This window comes from Sulfuricurvum sp. RIFOXYD12_FULL_44_77, from assembly GCF_001830725.1.
Lineage (GTDB): Bacteria > Campylobacterota > Campylobacteria > Campylobacterales > Sulfurimonadaceae > Sulfuricurvum > Sulfuricurvum kujiense_A.
Genome location: NZ_MIBU01000035.1, coordinates 1 through 19,516, shown reverse-complemented (window position 1 = coordinate 19,516; position 19,516 = coordinate 1). Strand labels below are relative to the sequence as shown.

Sequence of the window (19,516 nt, the reverse complement as noted above, 5' to 3'; positions counted from 1 at the left end):
GATTCTTCATCGTCTAAGGTGCCATTTTGGAACCTTAAAGAGCTACTTGAACTTGAGGTTCCAAATTGGAACCTCAAATTTTGATTCTCTTCTTCACTCAGCTGAAACATAAAGTTTGCTGGAAATCGCTCACTATTTCTCTTTACTGCCTGATTAAAAACTTTTGTTTCCACATCATAAAGCTCCGCCAAATCACTATCCAATATCACCTGCATTCCGCGAATGGTGTAGATTTTGTTTTTGATGGTTTCGCCGATGGAGGTGGTGAGTTCATTCATTGGAGTTCCTCTTATAGCATTTTCGTGACGTCACGAAAATGATTTACCCTTTTACACATTTTTTTCTTCCACAAGCCGACCTCTCACAAATTGTGAGAGGTTCATCATCATAAGTTTCTAAACCCGTCGAGTTCGACGGGTTTACAATCTGAATTAACATCTGCATCCCTTTGTAATTATGGCAAATTCGCCGTAATTAAAATCTCTTTTCATTGTATCCCGTCACTTAAAAATGGGGGAAATATGACAGGGATAAATTACGTAGTAAAATTCTCATTTTTATGAAAGTACATTGCCAATCCATCTAAAAGCAAGATCAGAAGACACCCTAATGTTAGCCCCATCATTGTACGCCCAACCATATCTTTGTAGCCATTGATTGTTAAATTAGCATATTTATCAAAAGCTTTATTATGCTCAGTTAAATCAATAGACATTACTTTATCTATTTCTGATTTATTAATATTTTTGAACTCCATAGATGCATATTGCATTTTAAAATCAATATACTCTTTTTGAATTTTGAGTTGTTGCTCATGCTGAGCTGTATCAAAATAATGAATTGCGGAAAATAAAACAAACATAGCAGGTACATAAATTTGCCACATTTTCAAAACTTTTTCTCTCATTTTCTCTACAAATAACAGAACGAATGAAATCAAAAAGAAAATCGCCAAAAATTTTCCAACATCTGTTAATATGCACTTTTTATCACAATCGTAATCACCACCAATATAATTAACTATAAACCAAATTCCAAAAGTAAAGAGAACAGATTTAGCAACAACATATTTTTTCATAATAGCCCCTCTTGAATTATTTTCATTAAGCTACTACATATAATTACCATTAAATAAAAATATTGCAAAATGCAATATAATCATTCATTAATATAAAATTATTTTTTATTCGCCTAAAATCTTCACAAATTTTTCAAATGATTTACGCTCGAAATTATCAAATTGTGATTGAATTAATTCAGAATTCTTCGGATTAGATTCTAAATTATCATAATACTCAACTATTTTATATGGAACACCATAATCACTAGCTACTTTTCCAATTTTGCTAAAAGCGTTATATTCAAGTTTTGCAAGTAACTTATCTATTCCAATTTCACTATTTTCTTTGGTTGAACGAATATATTTATATAAAATATTAAATACACCCAAATACTTAACTAGTTGATATTTCAAAGTATTATAAACAAACCTAGATGACTCTTGCATGGACTTATCTATGTCTTTTCCTTGTATATCTATTTTGTAATCAACCAATCCTTTAAAGCCATACGTTAGATATGCATTTAATAAAAAAGTTATTATGAAATGTTCTTTTTGATCAAGCTCACTGTTTTTCTTTCTAGTCATCATACTCAGTAAATCTGCATTATGTACAATATCAGTTAATAAAGAAACAATTTCATCAAATCCATCAAAATCAATCTTTACTTTGTCACCATTGATAGATGATATTAATTTTTTTATTTTTTTATCTTGTATAGCTGAGAGACCATTAATTAAATCATAAAGTCTTATTTTGTCACTGTAATTGATCACCTTATATGCATTAAAAAGTTCTAATGGTATTTCTCTTTGAGCTATTTGATTTAATAACTCTATCCTTTCTGCAATATGAATATCACTTAGATATTTATCATCTGTAATAAAATAATCAATTTGATCTTTTGGAGAATTTTCATCATAATTTTTATGTTTTATACCAATATCTTCAGAATTCACTATCTCATCAAATTTTTTATCGATTATTAAAACATTTCCACTAAAATGATACATAAAACGTCCAGCCCGTCCTTCAATATTCTTTGCATCAAACTTTTTCAAATCTTTTTTGCCTTTTTTGTGATCAAAAACTATAAGATTTTTTGCAGATGTATTTACACCTTCAGTTATTGTTGTAGTAGAAAATAATATATTTAATAAACCATCATTAAAAAAATTAATAATCTCTTTTTGAATATATTTTGGAACAAGCCCATGATGAATACCTATACCATTTTCTAAAGATTTAACAACTACCCATTCTTCATGAAAATTAACTTTCATATGCTCAATTAAATTTAACAAGTGGTTGTTTTGCTCATGAATGACTTTATTTATTGGCGAAATCTCTTTAGCTTTACTTTCAGCTGTTCCAGCCCCATAACAATATACGATACAATTTTCTCTTGTTTGTATTAAAGCCTGAATGGTATTAGCCAATATTGCTTTTTTTGTCATAGCTTTACTAATTTTAACTTCATACTTATCATTTATTAATTGCGTGCTATCCAATAAAATTCTTTTTTTATTGACAATTTCATACTCATTATAATCAATTCTCTGAAAGTTGTTAAATTGTATAAAATTATCAAATGAAGGGTTATAGTTTTGATTATTTTGATTCTCGAACCCTATGTAAGGACCTACCAATAGAACATCCGTGTTGTTGCTCAAAGCATTGTATAATGAAACTCTATATGCTGTATCTCGTTCATTTTCTTTCGCCTCATCATTATCAATGATATATTCATTGTCAATTTTATAAATTTCATCCATAAATATAAAATCGAAACCAATATTTCCTTCATTTCTGTCGAGAAAAGACAAATATCGCTCGGGGGTAAATATAAAAAGATTATTATCAGCTAGTTCTTCTTCATCGATTTGACTCAATGTATGAATTTTATAATTTTCTCTAAAATATTGGTAGTAACTATCTATTCTTAATTTTTCAAGATTTTCAGATAATAACGCTATTGTTGGAAACATTAAAACGATATTTTGATATTTCATTTTTTTTATGATTTCATAAACCAAATAGGTTTTTCCAAATGATGTACTTGCCGATAAAAATATTCTATTTTGCTTGTGGAACTCAAATCTATCTAAAATTGACATTTGGTGCTTATGAAGTTTAATATGTTCATCAACATATAAAGTACTTTCATAAATGATAGAGCTTAATGTATTCAAATTGAACACACTTATTTCTTCAATATCTCTCTGAAAAACTTTCATTAATAAATCATAATAATGAGGAATTCCAACGACATTTGAAATATATTTTAGAAATTTAATATCCGATGGCGTTAATTCTTTATCTTTAATAAAATCAAAATAATCACAAATTTTTGTCGTTAATTGAGCTTCCGTTATTGCTCCACTTCTAAATTCATTAATATTTTTTATTGCAAAAGAGGCTTTTTCAATTCTATCCATCTAATAACCTCCTTTTTTAAATTAGTCGTTTCATGTAGTGGTAAAAACATAAAAAATATCTCAAAATCAACACTCATGTTATAAGTCATAGGAGTAAAAGCAGCATTAATATGTTCAATAGCATCATTTATTTTTTTATCATAATCCACTTCTTTGTCATCATATACAATCAAGATTGGATATACTAATTTCATATTAAATTTAATTACTTCATCAATTATTGAAACAAGTAATGGATCAGTCATCCATTTATCAATGACTTCTTTAATTTTAGAATCTTTAAATTTATCTTTATGATTTATCATTGCCAATATATTTGTTTTTAAATACTCATCGCTAATTGCTTTTTGAAGTCCATTAATAGCGCTTTTTACGCCATCGTTAAAGGAAGCTCTAAATTTAACTTCACCAAACCAAAGTTCTAACTCATCATTATTTTCAATCAAATGATATGAGTCATACCCTTTTGTTTCAGATTTTTCTAAAGGATTGTAAAAATAACCTCTGGAAATCAACGTGTTAGTTTTATACTTTGTCATTAAAAGTGAATAAAGTAAAACTTCTCCAAAAAAACCATAACTAATTTTTGATTTTTCTGAGGCATACTCATTATATTTAAGTTTTGAAACCAAAGCCACAGCCATTAAATTGTCATACTGTTTATTTACTAAATCAAATTCATCAAATGAATATTCAATTATTGAATTATAAATTATCTCTATCAAAGAATCATCATCTATAGCTTCATAACAATCATCTTTTGTAGTGGTGAAATTAGTCTTATCAATATTTCGAATCGGACAATGAAGAGAATAACGATGAACAATAGTTTTATTTATTAAATCAATTAGGCTTTGTCTCATTTTTATACCTTATTTTCTTTCTTCGCACGCTCGTCCCCCACCAAACTCGTCAAAGCCCTATTGAGTTCAAACAAATGCGCCAACCGTTAAATGTGAGATTTAAAATTTTATAAATAACTCTTATTATACAAAAATTATGAGATTATGTGTGAAATGATGGAAATAAACTATCACTTCGCCATTGGATGATGCTTCAATACGGTATCTTGAAGATTCTGTTTTTGAACATGAGTGTATATTTGCGTCGTGAGGAGCGACGCATGACCGAGAAGCTCTTGTACGACGCGTAAATCGGCTCCTCCGAGGATCATGGCTGTCGCATACGAGTGGCGAAGTGCGTGGGGGGAAATACCCAAATATTTTTGGGTGATTTTAAACGCCGAAATACGGCTGAGAGGCTCTCCTCTATAGTTGAGCCAAAGATGGGGTCGATTTTGGTACGGTGAGGCTTCCTGATAGGCTCGGAGTGCTTTTAGTGCCTCCTGTGCGATGGGGACGTACCGCTCTTTCTCCCCTTTACCGTGACGGATACGGAGCCATTCCCCCTCAATATCCCCCTCCTCCACAATCAAACACTCACTGATACGAGATCCTGAAGCATAGAGAAAAAGGATCAGGGCATAATCTCGCATTCCGATCCATTCACTTCGATCAATCAATGTAAGTGAAGATTGAATGGTTTCAAACGGTACATATTTAGGGAGATTTTTCGGTACTTTGGAGAGGGTGAATTTCGAGGAAACGGAGTCAAATCGGTTGCGGTGGCAAAAATCCAGAAAAGAGTTAAAAGCGGAGAGTTTTCGATTCAAAGTTCGTTTGTTGGCAATCGATCCGAGTATCTGAAAAACACTATTCGAATCGATTTCGGTGAGGCATTTATGTGACGTATGTTCAATCTCACCCAAATCATGGCGATAGGCCTCAATCGTTCGAGGGCTAAGTGCTTTGATAACGGTAATATACTCGATAAAAGCCTCAAGCTCTTTCGACATTATTTGATATTGATATAGCGGTCGTCAAAATAAAAACGTCCGTCTCCGAGGAAAATTTTGTTATCGCTGTCCATATCGATATCATAGACATCATACGCCAAAAGGTTCTTGGTTAGAGCGATCATATACCCCTCTTGCTCCAGTGCATACACACGGTCATTTTGGACGCTGAGCCCTACGAAATGGGCAAACGGAAATTTTTTCTTTGCTTTGAACTGTAATGATGGACTAAGGGCAATGATTTCACCTTGCTTGGTCGCAATCCAGATTCCCTCTGCCGTATAGGCAATGTTACGAATCTCGTATTTTTCACGTGCCTCTTTTTGGGAGAGTGCCAATACCGACGTTCCGGTCGATGCGACAAGATTATTATCAATGACGTTCAAATAGGTAATATTGTTAAAATACTCCTCCGAGCTGACGACTACGGAGCGAAGTACCTGTTTTGTCTCCGAATTGACGATGACGATTTTCCCGTCCAACGTTAAAAACAATACCAATTCTTTGAGGAAATACGGGTTTGCAATGCGTGTATCTACAGCTATCGGAGTATTAGCACTCTCTTTGAAGAGAAGTTTTTTACTCTCCAGCGAATAGAGTGCCATTTCATTATTGGTAAACAAGATAGCTACGGTATCGTCTTGAATATTTGCGGCAGCTACATGGCGTTTGAGTTCAAAGGTGACTTTTGCATCGCTGCCGTCTTCCGGAAAAAGGACGAGATTTCCCTCAGGGCTCTCTGTAATAACCCAAGCATCGTTTACATTGATGAGACGATACTCTTCAGGAAGTTTAATGTTTTTCTCTCCCTCTTTTGTCAACAAACGGCCATTATCAAGTAAAGCAGCCGAATGAGTCGTTTGGGAAATAGACGCACTAAGATGCCCCGCATTACGCCATTCCCCTTTTACCTCTTCCGGTTTGTACACCTCTTTATGGGAACATCCGCTAACAAGAAGCGCTGTAGCGAGGACTAATGCAGTCGTGGATAATTTCATTCTTTTACTCCGTAATGTGAAAGTGCCGCGGCTACTTGATAAAGAGGTGAATCTTCACCGATAAGGGCTATTTTTTGATGCGCCAATGCAACATCACCTTTTTCAATCGCCGCTACTGCGACTTCTAATAATGCTAAATCTTTGTAAAGAGCACCCTGTTTTTTCGTGTATTGTTCCAACGATTGCGTATCGCCCTTGATGGCGGCAGCTTCGTACGATGCGATATCGGCAACACCGAACGCTTCAGAATGTTTCAACCCTTCAAGAATACTCACATCATTTTGAGCGATCCCGCGTGAAAGTTTCCATAAATCGTACAACTCTGGATTATCATTTTTCAACGTTAGTTCTGCTTGTGTATCGGCAGGATTTGCCAAAAGGAGATTAAATGCCGTATTTGAGCTCTCTAATTTTGCATCGGTATAGAGTTGATATCCGATAGCTCCCCCCACTGCTAACAACGATGAAGCTACCAACGCTATCAAAGGCTTTTGATACCGTTTAACAAAACGTTCCGTCCGGATGGCACTTTCAAAAAACTTCTCTTCAGAACTCAGCTCTTCTTTAAGGGCTTCCATATTCTCTTTTAGACTCAAAACGGCTCCTGTTATTTACAATCATTAATTAGAGCAATAATATCTCACCCTATGTTAAAGTTTTGTAAACCTATTTTTTGGGTACAATTATTTCTATAAATTTATCACAACTTAGGTTAACCATGCAAATTGATGAAACCCTCTTACAACGGTTAGAGAAACTCTCTTATCTCCAAATTCCCCAAGAACATCGCGAAGAGATGATAGCACAGCTTAGTGAAATCGTCTCCTTTGTAGATAATCTCTCCGAACTCTCTACCGATGGAGTCGATGCCTCGTTCGCTATGTCTGACGCGGCTACCGCTCTTCGTGAAGATATCGGCAGCGTTGATCGCACCATTAATGATGATATTCTCTCCCATGCTCCCCATTCTCAAGAGCATTTTTTCATCGTCCCTAAAATTATTGAGTAAATAATGACGCACGTATACGGGATAAAAAGTTGCGGCAGTGTCCAAAAAGCACTTCGATTTTTAGATGCGAGGGGAATTGCCTATACGTTTCACGATTTTAAAATCTCCCCCGTTTCCCGTGAAAAGATTGAAATGTGGGTGCAACACTCAGCACTCGCGACCTTGTTAAATACAAAAGGGACAACCTATCGTACGTTAGGACTCAAAGCTCAAAATTTAGATGACAACGGTAAAATTGAGTGGATGAGCACTCATAATCTTTTGATAAAACGTCCGGTTATCGAATATAACGATACACTTGTCGTCGGATACGATGAATCTAATTACGAAGGGATATTTCAACCATGAATACATCTTTAGACATTTATAAACTCCTCAAAAGTGTTGTCGCTTATAAAGCGTCGGATCTTCACCTCGTTAGCCGTTCCGAACCGCAAATTCGTATTGACGGTCGCCTTGTTGCCCTTAACCTCCCCGTTCTTGATGGGCAAAGTATTGAAGAGATGGGGTACTCTCTCCTCACTGAAAAACAGAAAAAAGCGTTTGAAGAGAACAATGAGCTCGACTTTTCAATCGTTATCCCCGATGTCGGCCGTTTCCGTGCCAACTATTACAAAACGATGGACGATATCGCCTGCGCCTTTCGTATCATCCCTGTCACTATCCCCTCGCTCGATGATTTAAATGCCAAAAAAATATTTAAAGAGCTTATCAAACGGGAAAAAGGGCTTATCCTCGTCACCGGACCTACCGGAAGCGGTAAATCGACAACCCTTGCAGCAATGCTCAACGAAATCAATCTTAATGAAGCGCGTCATATTATTACGGTTGAAGATCCGGTCGAGTTTGTCCACACCAACAAAAAATCGCTCTTTTCCCACCGTAACGTCGGAACCGACACCAAAAGCTTCTCCGCCGCTCTTAAATACGCTCTGCGTGAAGACCCGGATGTTATCCTGATCGGGGAGATGCGGGATCGTGAAACTATCTCGGCGGCGCTAACTGCCGCCGAAACGGGTCACTTGGTTTTCGGAACGCTCCACACCAACTCTGCACCGCAGACCATTAACCGTATTATTGACGTCTTTTCCGGTGATGAGCAGCCTCAAGTACGGGCACAACTCTCTACCTCCCTCATCGCCGTTATTTCCCAAGCCCTTTTGCCGAAAATCGGCGGAGGGCGTATCGCGGCGCAAGAGGTTATGATTACCAATCCCGCCATTGCCAACCTGATTCGTGAAGATAAAGTACACCAGCTTTATTCCCAAATGCAGCTGAACCAAACAGGGACCAATATGACGACTCAGACCCAAGAGATTGTCGAATATTTACGAAAAAAACTAATCAGTAAAGAGACGGCAATACAGTATTCCAATAAACCCGACGAGCTCCTTCGAATCATTGATTCGTTATAAAATCTTTCCCCTAAGTGGGGGAAATCTTAAAATTTATTTCAAAACTCTCCCCTTTTTCTCTTCTTTATGAAATTTCACCCCTTTCATCGTTTATAATTACACATTATGAAACATGAACACTTACTTAAATCTCATCAACTCAAAGCTACCCCTCAGCGGCTTGCTATCATTCAACTGATGCATCAGGCCGGACATATAAGTATCGATGAACTGTATCAAAAAATTCGGGAAAAATTCAGCTCAATTTCTTTGGCAACGCTCTATAAAAATGTGAATACGATGTTGGACGTCACTCTGATACGTGAAATAAAGATAGCGGGACAAAAAACAAAATACGAAATTGAGAAAGAAGCCCATGCCCATATCATGTGCAAATCATGCGGTGAGCTTAAAGATATTGAGTACGATCCCCATTCCATCCTACAAAAATCGATAGAGATGAGTCACTATAAAGCAGAAGATATTTCGATTGTGATTTCGGGGGTTTGCCCCGAATGTCAGAAGAAGTAATTCTAACGATGCGCTTCTTTAAGCGTATCGGCGATCAAAAATGCCAACTCTAACGACTGGTCGGCATTAAGACGCGGATCACAGTGGGTATGATAACGGCTTTTGAGATTATCGGAAGTGATCTCAAATGATCCTCCCAAACACTCGGTAACGTTTTTACCCGTCATCTCCAAGTGAACGCCTCCTGCGTAGGTTCCTTCTGATTTGTGTACTTGGAAAAACTGTTTCATCTCTTTGAGAATTTGTTCGACCGGACGGGTTTTATAGCCGCTGCTGGTGATCGTATTACCATGCATCGGATCACAGCTCCACAACACTTTTTTCCCTTCTCTCTCGATTGCACGGATCAATGCGGGCATACCGTCGGCCACTTTATCCGCACCCATACGGACAATAACGTTCAATCGTCCCGCTTCATTCTCAGGATTGAGAACATCACACAATCGGATTAAATCCTCAGGGTCCATAGAAGGTCCCGCTTTCACCCCGATAGGGTTTTTAATCCCGCGCATAAACTCGACATGAGCTCCGTCTAGATGACGGGTACGATCGCCGATCCAGAGCATGTGGGAGGATACGTCGTACCACTCTCCGGTCAATGAATCCTGACGGGTAAATGCCTCTTCGTAATTGAGGAGCAACGCTTCATGAGAGGTATAAAAATCGGTCTCACGTAACGTACGGTAATTATCCGAGGTGATGCCGCATGCCGCCATAAAGCGGAGAGAATCATCAATCTGGCGGGAGAGTTCATCGTATTTTTTGGTCAAATCGTTTTGTCCGACAAACCCTAAGTTCCATGCATGAACTTGATGCAAATCAGCCAATCCGCCCGATGCAAAAGCACGGAGCAGATTCAATGTTGCCGCTGATTGATTGTACGCTTGAACCATACGGTGAGGATCCGGGATACGGGCAGTTTCATTGAAGTCAACCCCATTGATAATATCACCTCGATAACTTGGAAGACTCACACCCTCTATGGTCTCCATATCGGATGAACGCGGTTTTGCAAATTGCCCGCCGAGACGCCCTACTTTGACAACCGGAACACCGCCTGCGAATGTCATAACGACAGCCATTTGCATCATGACTTTAAAGGTGTCACGGATATTGTGGGCATGAAACTCTGAAAAACTCTCAGCGCAATCGCCCCCTTGGAGTAAAAAGGCTTTCCCCTCACACACATCCGCAAAATTCTTTTTGAGCGTACGTGCTTCACCTGCAAATACAAGAGGAGGATAGTTGCGGAGCTGTGATTCGATTTGTTCCAAAACGGCCGCATCCGGATAGGTCGGCTGCTGCTTGATCGGTTTTTCTCTCCAGCTTGATCGGCTCCATGGTCTCATTCTCATCTCCTGTGTGCTCTTGCACCTTATTGTTAATGGACGAATTTTATCCTTTTATCCTAAATCGGGACTGATTGAGAAAACCAAATCTTAGATTTATGTTTGAAAAAGTATAATGGCGTCAGTTATAACGGCTCTCCGTATTGCCCTTTTTTCGGAAGAACAAAGAGGTTCTGAGGGTCTGATTTCATAAAGGTTACTGGTGGAAAACAACCAAATCAACCCTTTTTTATTTCATTTTTGCAAAGAGCTCTCTATCCATTTGGAATCGGTAGCAAGTCGTCAATCTACGATTGCACCTGCCGAATTTGCCGAGCTTGTTACCAATGCAACGCATGAAGTCTTAGAATCTTACGCATCCGGAGAAATCGATCTACTCGCATACCGCAATACATGTGCTGATGAATATAAAGAGCTGGCTATTAAAAGTATCGATTCTTATACTCAAACTAATGAGCAAATTGGAAAAATATCTGAAGAACAGGCTAGTTTACTAGACAATAAAAACGGTGATTCTCTGATAAATTTTGAAAAAATTACCGAAAAGTTCAACGATATTCAAACCCATCTCAGTGACGAAGTTTCCCGAGCCAATGAAGTCATTTATACACTTTTGGAACAAGTCAAAAGTTTGGAAGTCAAAACCTCACTTGATCCTTTGACAAAAACATTCAACCGATATGCTTTGCATGAGCATCTACGGGCTGTTTTAGAGAAAGAAACCCTTGATTTTGATATTTTTGTCCTTATGATCGATGTTGACAACTTCAAACTTATCAACGATCAATACGGTCATATCGCAGGAGATAAAGTACTTATCTTTTTGGCAAAAGTATTTAAAAAAGCACTTCGTGATGGCGATCGTGTCTATCGCTTCGGCGGAGAAGAGTTTATTATTTTGCTCAACCGAACGGATCTAGAGGGGGCACAATTAGCGGCGGAGAGATTGTTAACCCTATGCCGTAACAATAAGCCTTTGTTTCAAAACAAACAAATATCGGTTACATTAAGTATCGGTATGACAAAAGTTGTAGAAAAAGATACCATCGATACGATTATCGAACGCTCTGACACCGCTTTGTATCGGGCTAAAAACAACGGCAAAGACCGTTTGGAAATGGAGTTTTGATGGATTTGAATTATTTTGACGTTGCGGTTGGATCAGTCGTACTTTTATTGGGACTCAAAGGGTTACTGAACGGCTTTTCAAAAGAGGTATTCGGACTGGCTGGAATCGTGGGAGGAGTTTTTGTTGCTTCTCATCTCGGTGGAATCATCGGAAAATTTTTAAGCGATGCCCTTTTCCATTTTGAAAGTACTACCGCGATTAATTTGGTCGGATTTATTTTTGCTTTGGGTATTTTTTGGCTCCTTATGGTTGCTTTGGGAACCGGATTTAAAAAGCTTACGACTCTCAGCGGATTGGGACCTTTGGACCGTGTGTTAGGTTTTATCATCGGTAGCAGTAAATTTTTCTTTATCATCTCTATCATCGTTTATGCCCTTTTCAGTGTAACGGCAATTCGTGAAAATTTTGAAAACAAAATGGCCGATAGCTTTTTCTATAAGCCGATGTTCGCGACGGGAGATTTTATTTTGCACATTGAAACCGATGATGTCACATCACTCATAGGTGATGACAATGAAACCGATACCAATAGCTCCAAGGAAAATTAATCGATGAATGCCTATACCGATTTTACGGAACGGACGGTTGAATACAATAAATTATTGAGCGATTTCAAACAGCTGTTAAAAGTTAACGGACTCAAATTCACTATTCAGCGTGAAGTGATTTTGGAGATGCTCTATAATTCAGATGAACATCTCACCCCTGAGGGTCTGCACCATCTGATTCAGCAAAAGCACCCTGAGCTTAATACCGGAATTGCAACCGTATATCGCACCCTCTCTTTGCTTGAAGACTCCGATATGGTCACGTCACTCTCCTTCGGTGCTCAGGGGAAAAAATACGAACTCGGAGCCAAAGATCATCACGATCACATTATCTGTACGTCGTGCAGCAACATTACCGAATTTGTAGATGAGCAAATTGAACAGCGTCAACGTGAGATTACGGAAGCGTTGGGATTTGTCATGCAAGAACACTCAATGCAAATTTACGGAATCTGTAAAAGTTGTCAAGAAAATACTAAAAAATAACCATCGAAAAAGGAAACCCATTGGCATTTGAAAACCAATACGTACAACAACGAATTGAAAAAGCCGAAGCGCTAAGAGCACTCGGAATCGATCCGTATGCAAACCATTCAGAGCGTAATACAACAATCGATAAATTTCATAACGTTAACTCCGATCTTTTTCAAAAAGAGGAAAAACGAGACGAGCACCGCCACTACACCGTAGCGGGACGGATTAAACTTTACCGCCTTATGGGGAAAGCGAGCTTTGTCAAAATCGAAGACGAAAGCGGCATGCTCCAAATTTACGTTGCACGCGATAATTTACCGGAGAATTTTTACAACGACGTCTTTAAAAAACTGATCGAAGTGGGCGATATTATCGAAGTAAGCGGCTATCCGTTCGTCACTCAACACGGTGAGCTCTCTCTCCATGCCGATAAACTGACTATTCTTACCAAAGCAATTTCACCGCTACCGGAAAAATTCCACGGAATTCAGGACAAAGAGATGCGCTACCGCCAGCGCTATCTTGATCTGATTATGAACTCCGAAGTGCGTAAAACGTTCCATATCCGCTCGAAAGTGATCAGCCTAACCCGCCGCTTTTTTGAAGATAAAGGATTCTTGGAAGTAGAAACACCGATGATGCATCCGATCGCGGGAGGTGCCAATGCCAAGCCGTTTGTCACCCATCATAATGCCCTCGGAATCGACCGTTATTTGCGTATTGCACCGGAACTCTATCTCAAACGTCTTATCGTCGGCGGTTTTGAAGCGGTATTTGAGATCAACCGAAATTTCCGTAACGAGGGGATGGATGCGACCCACAATCCGGAATTTACCTCTATCGAGTTTTACTGGGCATTCAAAACCTATAAAGATTTGATCGTCATTACGAAAGAGTATTTTGAGTATCTTTTTGATCATCTTGAACTTCCAAAACGTCTCCCCTACGGTGAGTTGGAAGTTGATTTCGATCAGTTCACTGAAATAGAACTCATTAAAAGTCTTAGCGTTATCGGCGGAGTCCCGGAAGAGATTGTTAACGACAAAGAGGCTATTTTGGCATTTTTGAAATCCAAAAACCTCGAAGCCAAAGCGACCATGAATCTCGGACAGCTTCAAGGGGAACTTTTCGATGAGTTCGTCGAAGAAAAATTGATCAATCCGACCTTTATTACCCACTACCCTGTTGAGATATCGCCCCTTGCACGCCGCAGCGATGATCGTCCTGAACTAACGGATCGTTTTGAGTTGTTCATTGCCGGACGCGAAATCGCTAATGCCTTTAGCGAGCTTAACGATCCCGTCGATCAATTACAGCGTTTCGAAGGTCAAATGGCAGCTAAAGATTCGGGCGATGATGAAGCCCATGAGATGGACGAAGATTTCGTCACGGCACTCAGCTACGGTATGGCACCGACGGCGGGTCAGGGGATCGGAATCGATCGTCTCGTCATGATGCTCACCAACCAACACTCTATTCGGGATGTACTGCTCTTCCCGGCTATGAAACCGCACCACAACAACCAAACCAACCACGGAGAAGAAGAATGAGTTTCCTCAAAGAATACGACAACGAAATTTACACCCTATGTGAGCAAGAGCTTGAACGTCAAACCGACCATTTGGAGATGATCGCGTCTGAAAACTTTACCCTACCGGCCGTTATGGAAGCCATGGGTTCAGTATTCACCAACAAATATGCCGAAGGATATCCCGCTAAACGCTATTACGGCGGATGCGAATACGCAGACGGTGTAGAGCAACTCGCAATCGATCGTGCGTGTGAGCTATTCGGATGTAACTTTGCCAACGTACAACCACACTCAGGCTCATCCGCAAACGGCGCGGTTTATGCGGCATTGCTTCAAGCAGGAGACAAACTCCTCGGTATGGATCTCAGCCACGGCGGACACTTGACACACGGTTCAAAGGTAAGCTTTTCGGGTAAAAACTACCACAGCTTTTCGTACGGTGTCGAGCTTGACGGTCGCATCAACTATGAGCGTGTCCTCGACATCGCCAAAATCGTACAACCGAAAATCATCGTCTGCGGTGCATCAGCATACGCTCGCGAAATCGATTTCAAAAAATTCCGTGAAATTGCCGATGCAGTCGGAGCAATCCTTTTCGCTGACATCGCCCACATCGCAGGACTTGTGTGTGCAGGCGAGCACCCTAGCCCATTCCCGTATGCGGATATCGTAACCACTACAACTCATAAAACCCTCGCAGGACCTCGCGGCGGTATGATTATGACGAACGATGAAGAAATCGCTAAAAAAATCAACTCGGCGATCTTCCCTGCACTTCAAGGGGGGCCTTTGGTTCATGTTATCGCGGCAAAAGCGGTCGGATTCAAATTCAACCTCTCTCCAGAGTGGAAAGTCTACGCGAAGCAAGTAAAAGCGAATGCGGCCGTACTGGCAAAAGTGTTGATGGAACGGGGCTATGACATCGTCAGCGGCGGAACCGATAACCACCTCGTTCTCGTATCTTTCCTCAACAAACCATTCAGCGGTAAAGATGCCGATGCGGCACTCGGACGTGCAGGTATCACTGTCAATAAAAACACCGTACCGGGTGAAACACGCTCACCGTTTGTCACATCAGGTGTCCGTATCGGAAGTCCGGCACTCACGTCACGCGGAATGAAAGAGAAAGAGTTTGAACTCATCGCTAACCGCATCGCCGATGTTTTGGATGATGTTGAAAATGTCGCTAAACAAGCCGCTATCAAAGAAGAGCTCAAAGCTCTGGCACAAAATTTCGTTATTTACAACCAACCAACGTATTAATTAAGGAAGAGCGCCCATGACATCGATGGATATGAAACTTATCAAAATGATTTCTGACCATTACTGGTTGAAACATGATACTGTCGTCGATAAAATCGATTTCAAAGGGCGTACATTTTTCAATAAATATGAAAAAATCGATAAAACGCTGACGCAGGCAATTATTGATCAGCATCTTAAAAAGCAAATCACCGTAGCCCACTCTCTCATCAATAAATTCAACAAAGTTGAAAACATCATTATTGATTATAACGGTACAGACCCTCAACGTTTTTACCATAAGGCACAATTGTTGCTTAGAGAAGAGGGATTCATAAATTTCACCGCATTTGAGACCAAAACACCGGGGCATTTGCATGTTTATATCCATAAAGGGCATACGACATTCCAAGAAGCGATACAATTGGGTAAAATGCTTTCGATGAAATTGGCTGCAAAGCAACCGAAACAGTGGAGAATGTTTCCAACGGATGAACTGCCTCCGGAGTATAATATTCTCAACCTTCCCTACGAAGTCTACGCCAAAGAGCGCGGAGCTTCGTGGTCGAAGCATATGTAAAGCTCGATAGCACTATCAATACGTATAAGGAATGGCACTTCAATGGAAGAAAAAAACGAACTTAACGACATCATTCTAAGTAAAAGCGGATCAAATTCCAATAGCAAAAAGTTACTATTGGCAATTGCGGCTCTAACACTCATCCTTATCATCGTTTTGGTGATTATGAATTCACTCAAAACCCAAAGTGATGAACAGCCGCCTCTTGCCGCCGTTCCCCCACAACCGACCTCTCCGACTGAGATCATTGATGATCCTCTTTTTGAACCGGTTGAAGTGATCCAAGAGGGTGCCGGAAATGTCACGAATGCCGAAGCACCTCAAGATTTAGGGCAAATTGCTCAAAAAATAAAAGAAGAATCTTTTCAAAATACGCCGGTGCAAGAGAATGTGGTTCAAAGTTCTCCGACAACCGTTGTACAGCAAAGTGCTCCTCTCCCTGCGAAAGTGGTCTCCAAACCTGTTGCGGCACCGGTAAAAGTTCAAGCGGCTCCTAAAACGGTTAAACCGGTAGTGAATACCCCTACCATCAAATCAGTCAAACCGACTGAGGTAAAAAAGGTCGCAGAAGCTAAAAAAGCTGTCGCAGTAACCGCTAAACCTGTCACAGAAGCGGTACAAAAAGCGGCTGAAACTCCGACGAAGAGTGCAGTAGCAGAAACCACAACTCCTAAAGCTGCCGCTAAAGCGGCTGAGCCTATGGGAACCTATTACATCCAAGTCGGTTCATTTACCAAAGAGCCGAGCAAAACCCTTTTTGATCGTCTGAATGCCAGCGGACTTAAATACACAACCGTTCCAAGCGGTGCTGCTACCAAAGTGATGGTAGGACCGTTCCAAGGTGAAAAAGCGGCACGTGACGTTCTCGGAACCGTCAAACGTAATGTTGAAGCCGGCGCATACATCACAAAGGGGTAACGTGATTGCTTCACGCCATTTTTCTCTCGATCAATTTGCTCCCATAGCCGTCTACGAAAAGGCCAAAAGCCTTTTCCCCTCTGAAGTCAGTTTTCTCTTCGAAAGTGCCGGAAACAGTGAAGGCAATTACACTATTATCGTCATCGGTGCACGTGAACGGCTCATCTACAATGAAAAAACAACCACCTATATCGACAGTGAGGGAACACAAAAATCTCTCGACATCTCTCCGTTTTCCTTTTTAAAAGAGTATTACTCTAAACTCGACCAAAAAGCCTATCGTGAACAGGCACGAGAATTGAATGTCGGATACATTGATGGATTTATCGGCTACATCGGCTACGATATGGTGCAGGTTTTCGAACATGTTCTCGAAGAGTCGATGTCTCATCTACTTGATCAGACACACATTCCCGATATGGATCTCATCCTCCCGAAACTCACCCTTGTTGTCTCCCATAAAAATGCGAGCATTACCATGCTCAGCTGCGTAGAGAGTATGATCGGCCGTTTCGAAGAAATAGAGAGCGTTCTCAAAGCTCCCTATAGCTATACCCCTCTAAAAGCGATGAAAAATGACAAAGGGGGCGAATTTATCTTTACCAAAGAGAAATTTTTCTCCATGGTCGATGAGTCCAAAAAAATGATCCTCAGCGGAGATGTCTTTCAAATCCTGATGACCAACCGCTATATCCGCCATGCGAGAGTAGATCCGTTTAGCTTTTACCGTATTTTGAGACTCAAAAATCCCTCTCCCTATATGTATCTGATGGAATATGAGGATTTCAGCATCGTCGGCAGTTCTCCTGAAGTGATGGTACGTCTCAGTGACGGTGACATCTTGCTCCGTCCGATCGCCGGAACCCGCAAACGAGGTGGAACTGCGCAACGTGACGCAGAACTCGAAGAAGAACTCCTCTCCGATCCTAAAGAGTTGGCGGAGCACTTGATGCTGATCGATTTGGGCCGCAACGACGTCGGCCGCGTTGCCAAAACAGGGACGGTACGGGTGGAGGAGATGATGCATGTCGAACGCTATTCGCACGTTATGCATATCGTCTCCGACGTTCACGCCCAAATCGCCGAGGATAAAGATATGTTCGATCTCCTCGCCGCGACGTTTACCGCCGGAACGATGACGGGTGCTCCGAAAATTCGAGCGATGGAGCTTATCGCGCAGTTCGAAGGGGTCAAACGGGGCTTCTACAGCGGAACCATCGGCTATTTCGGGTTTGACGGCAATATGGACAGTGCGATCACGATCCGCACCGCCCTAATCACGGAGGAGAGTGTTATCTTGCAAGCAGGTGCCGGTGTCGTCGCCGATTCGGTGCATGAGCTTGAGTACCTCGAAGTGACCAACAAACTCGGTGCTCTTATGAGCACACTGGATGATCTGGTCTCCCCTCAATGAACATTTTTAGTATCTTCGGCGATCCTGTAAGTCACTCTCGCTCGCCGCTGATGCACAACTGCGTTTTTAAAACTCTCAGCATCGATGCGTGCTACAGCCGCACCCACCTCACGGATAGCTCACGCTTACGTGACACCTTTTTTCAAAAAGCCCTTAGCGGTGCCAATGTCACCGTCCCCCACAAAGAGGCCGCTTACGCTCAATGCGACGAAGTACGCGGTATCGCTAAGACCATCAAAGCGGTCAATACCCTCGTTTTGGAAAAGGGAAAATTGATCGGATATAACACCGATGCAGACGGATTTATGTCGGCAATCGGTTCATTCGGAGAGATCCATACCGCTCTCATTATCGGAGCGGGGGGAACCGCGCGCGCCCTCTCTATCGCTCTGAGCCATGGAGGGATTACCCCCACGATTTTAAACCGCTCACGCGGACGGTTGGAGTATTTCGAGTGTGAAGGGTTCGAGTGTTTTGACTGGGAAGAGTTTAGTGTACGGCCCTATGATCTGATCATCAACACCACCTCGGCGGGGCTGAGCGATAATGAGCTCCCTCTCCCCCGTCCGATATTGATGGAACTCTTATCTCAGACAAAAGGGGCTATCGATGTCATTTACGGCAAAGAGACTCCGTTTTTACGGGAAGTAAAAGTGAGTGCCCTCCCCTATAAAGACGGCTCCGATATGCTTCTTGAGCAGGGTGTCCTTGCCAATCACCTCTTTTTTCATGGTGCGTATCCGATTGATCAGATCCGCTCTGCTATGAAACACAGTTTTACCCTCTAATGCAAATCGACGGACGTTTTTGGCTCACCAAAGAGGGGCAAAGCTTTTTAGGTGCCGGACGGATCGAACTGCTGGAGCGGATCGATAAAACGGGATCGATCAACGCCGCCGCCAAAGAGATGAAAATGAGCTACAAGGCGGCGTGGGAGCGAATCAACGGGATGAATCTCCTCGCCGATCAGCCGCTCATAGAGCGTCTTACTGGTGGCAAAGGGGGCGGAGGAACGAAACTCACCCCCTACGCCCGTGAACTCATC

Annotated in this window: 22 protein-coding genes; 14 read left to right on the top strand and 8 right to left on the bottom strand. The window is 41.0% G+C overall.

The window, feature by feature from the left end; all coding sequences use genetic code 11:
• The 7 genes from A2517_RS01845 to A2517_RS01815 all read right to left on the bottom strand — a co-directional run.
• A partial coding sequence (locus A2517_RS01845; RefSeq protein ID WP_294893667.1) for an ORF6N domain-containing protein occupies positions 1-278 on the bottom strand: 278 nt, incomplete at its 3' end.
• 257 nt (positions 279-535) lie between these two features.
• Positions 536-1,078: a hypothetical protein gene (locus A2517_RS01840; RefSeq protein WP_294893666.1), complete on the bottom strand. Its 543-nt coding sequence runs from the start codon at positions 1,076-1,078 to the stop codon at positions 536-538.
• A 105-nt stretch (positions 1,079-1,183) separates the two neighbouring features.
• Positions 1,184-3,499: a DEAD/DEAH box helicase family protein gene (locus A2517_RS01835; protein WP_294893665.1), complete on the bottom strand. Its 2,316-nt coding sequence runs from the start codon at positions 3,497-3,499 to the stop codon at positions 1,184-1,186.
• A complete protein-coding gene (locus tag A2517_RS01830; protein ID WP_294893664.1) occupies positions 3,466-4,362 on the bottom strand; it encodes a Hachiman antiphage defense system protein HamA in 897 nt (298 codons plus the stop codon). Before A2517_RS01830 ends, A2517_RS01835 begins: the two co-directional genes overlap by 34 nt.
• 170 nt (positions 4,363-4,532) lie before the next feature.
• Positions 4,533-5,354, bottom strand: a complete 822-nt coding sequence (locus tag A2517_RS01825; RefSeq protein ID WP_294893663.1) for a tyrosine-type recombinase/integrase — start codon at positions 5,352-5,354, stop codon at positions 4,533-4,535.
• Positions 5,354-6,352, bottom strand: coding sequence for a hypothetical protein (locus A2517_RS01820; RefSeq protein WP_294893662.1), 999 nt, complete (start codon positions 6,350-6,352; stop codon positions 5,354-5,356). The genes A2517_RS01825 and A2517_RS01820 overlap by 1 nt, the downstream gene beginning before the upstream one ends.
• Positions 6,349-6,948 (bottom strand): hypothetical protein, encoded by a 600-nt coding sequence (locus A2517_RS01815; protein ID WP_294893661.1) that lies wholly within the window; start codon positions 6,946-6,948, stop codon positions 6,349-6,351. Before A2517_RS01815 ends, A2517_RS01820 begins: the two co-directional genes overlap by 4 nt.
• Positions 6,949-7,070: 122 nt before the next feature.
• Here A2517_RS01815 and gatC point away from each other — a divergent pair, with 122 nt between their 5' ends.
• From gatC to A2517_RS01795, 4 genes are all read left to right on the top strand, one after another.
• Positions 7,071-7,361, top strand: a complete 291-nt coding sequence (gene gatC, locus A2517_RS01810) for an Asp-tRNA(Asn)/Glu-tRNA(Gln) amidotransferase subunit GatC (RefSeq protein ID WP_294893660.1) — start codon at positions 7,071-7,073, stop codon at positions 7,359-7,361.
• 3 nt (positions 7,362-7,364) lie between these two features.
• Entirely contained in the window at positions 7,365-7,709 is a 345-nt protein-coding gene (locus tag A2517_RS01805) for an arsenate reductase family protein (RefSeq protein ID WP_294893659.1), read from the top strand.
• Positions 7,706-8,776: a type IV pilus twitching motility protein PilT gene (locus tag A2517_RS01800; RefSeq protein ID WP_294893658.1), complete on the top strand. Its 1,071-nt coding sequence runs from the start codon at positions 7,706-7,708 to the stop codon at positions 8,774-8,776. The genes A2517_RS01805 and A2517_RS01800 overlap by 4 nt, the downstream gene beginning before the upstream one ends.
• A 105-nt stretch (positions 8,777-8,881) precedes the next feature.
• The gene (locus A2517_RS01795) at positions 8,882-9,286 is read left to right on the top strand and encodes a Fur family transcriptional regulator (protein WP_294893657.1); all 405 of its coding nucleotides are present in this window, start codon (positions 8,882-8,884) and stop codon (positions 9,284-9,286) included.
• Positions 9,287-9,288: 2 nt separating this feature from the next.
• Here the strand turns inward: A2517_RS01795 and A2517_RS01790 are convergent, their stop codons facing one another.
• Complete coding sequence (locus A2517_RS01790; RefSeq protein ID WP_294893656.1) at positions 9,289-10,635, bottom strand: class II 3-deoxy-7-phosphoheptulonate synthase; 1,347 nt, start codon at positions 10,633-10,635, stop codon at positions 9,289-9,291.
• A 202-nt stretch (positions 10,636-10,837) separates the two neighbouring features.
• On the opposite strand from A2517_RS01790, the gene A2517_RS01785 reads away from it, so the two are divergent.
• The 10 genes from A2517_RS01785 to A2517_RS01740 form a co-directional block, all read left to right on the top strand.
• Complete coding sequence (locus tag A2517_RS01785) at positions 10,838-11,764, top strand: GGDEF domain-containing protein (RefSeq protein WP_294893655.1); 927 nt, start codon at positions 10,838-10,840, stop codon at positions 11,762-11,764.
• Positions 11,764-12,312, top strand: a complete 549-nt coding sequence (locus tag A2517_RS01780) for a CvpA family protein (RefSeq protein WP_294893654.1) — start codon at positions 11,764-11,766, stop codon at positions 12,310-12,312. The genes A2517_RS01785 and A2517_RS01780 overlap by 1 nt, the downstream gene beginning before the upstream one ends.
• 3 nt (positions 12,313-12,315) lie before the next feature.
• On the top strand, positions 12,316-12,798 hold the full coding sequence (locus A2517_RS01775; RefSeq protein ID WP_294893653.1) for a Fur family transcriptional regulator: 483 nt from the start codon (positions 12,316-12,318) through the stop codon (positions 12,796-12,798).
• A gap of 20 nt (positions 12,799-12,818) precedes the next feature.
• Positions 12,819-14,336, top strand: coding sequence for a lysine--tRNA ligase (gene lysS, locus A2517_RS01770; protein WP_294893652.1), 1,518 nt, complete (start codon positions 12,819-12,821; stop codon positions 14,334-14,336).
• Complete coding sequence (locus A2517_RS01765; protein WP_294893651.1) at positions 14,333-15,580, top strand: serine hydroxymethyltransferase; 1,248 nt, start codon at positions 14,333-14,335, stop codon at positions 15,578-15,580. The genes lysS and A2517_RS01765 overlap by 4 nt, the downstream gene beginning before the upstream one ends.
• 16 nt (positions 15,581-15,596) lie before the next feature.
• On the top strand, positions 15,597-16,139 hold the full coding sequence (locus A2517_RS01760) for a DUF1882 domain-containing protein (protein WP_294893650.1): 543 nt from the start codon (positions 15,597-15,599) through the stop codon (positions 16,137-16,139).
• A 42-nt stretch (positions 16,140-16,181) separates the two neighbouring features.
• Positions 16,182-17,057: an SPOR domain-containing protein gene (locus tag A2517_RS01755; RefSeq protein WP_294893649.1), complete on the top strand. Its 876-nt coding sequence runs from the start codon at positions 16,182-16,184 to the stop codon at positions 17,055-17,057.
• 1 nt (position 17,058) lies between these two features.
• Entirely contained in the window at positions 17,059-18,471 is a 1,413-nt protein-coding gene (locus A2517_RS01750; RefSeq protein WP_294893648.1) for an anthranilate synthase component I family protein, read from the top strand.
• Complete coding sequence (locus A2517_RS01745; RefSeq protein WP_294893647.1) at positions 18,468-19,259, top strand: shikimate dehydrogenase; 792 nt, start codon at positions 18,468-18,470, stop codon at positions 19,257-19,259. Before A2517_RS01750 ends, A2517_RS01745 begins: the two co-directional genes overlap by 4 nt.
• The coding region (locus tag A2517_RS01740; protein WP_294893646.1) for a winged helix-turn-helix domain-containing protein at positions 19,259-19,516 on the top strand (258 nt) is incomplete at its 3' end. The genes A2517_RS01745 and A2517_RS01740, both read left to right, overlap by 1 nt.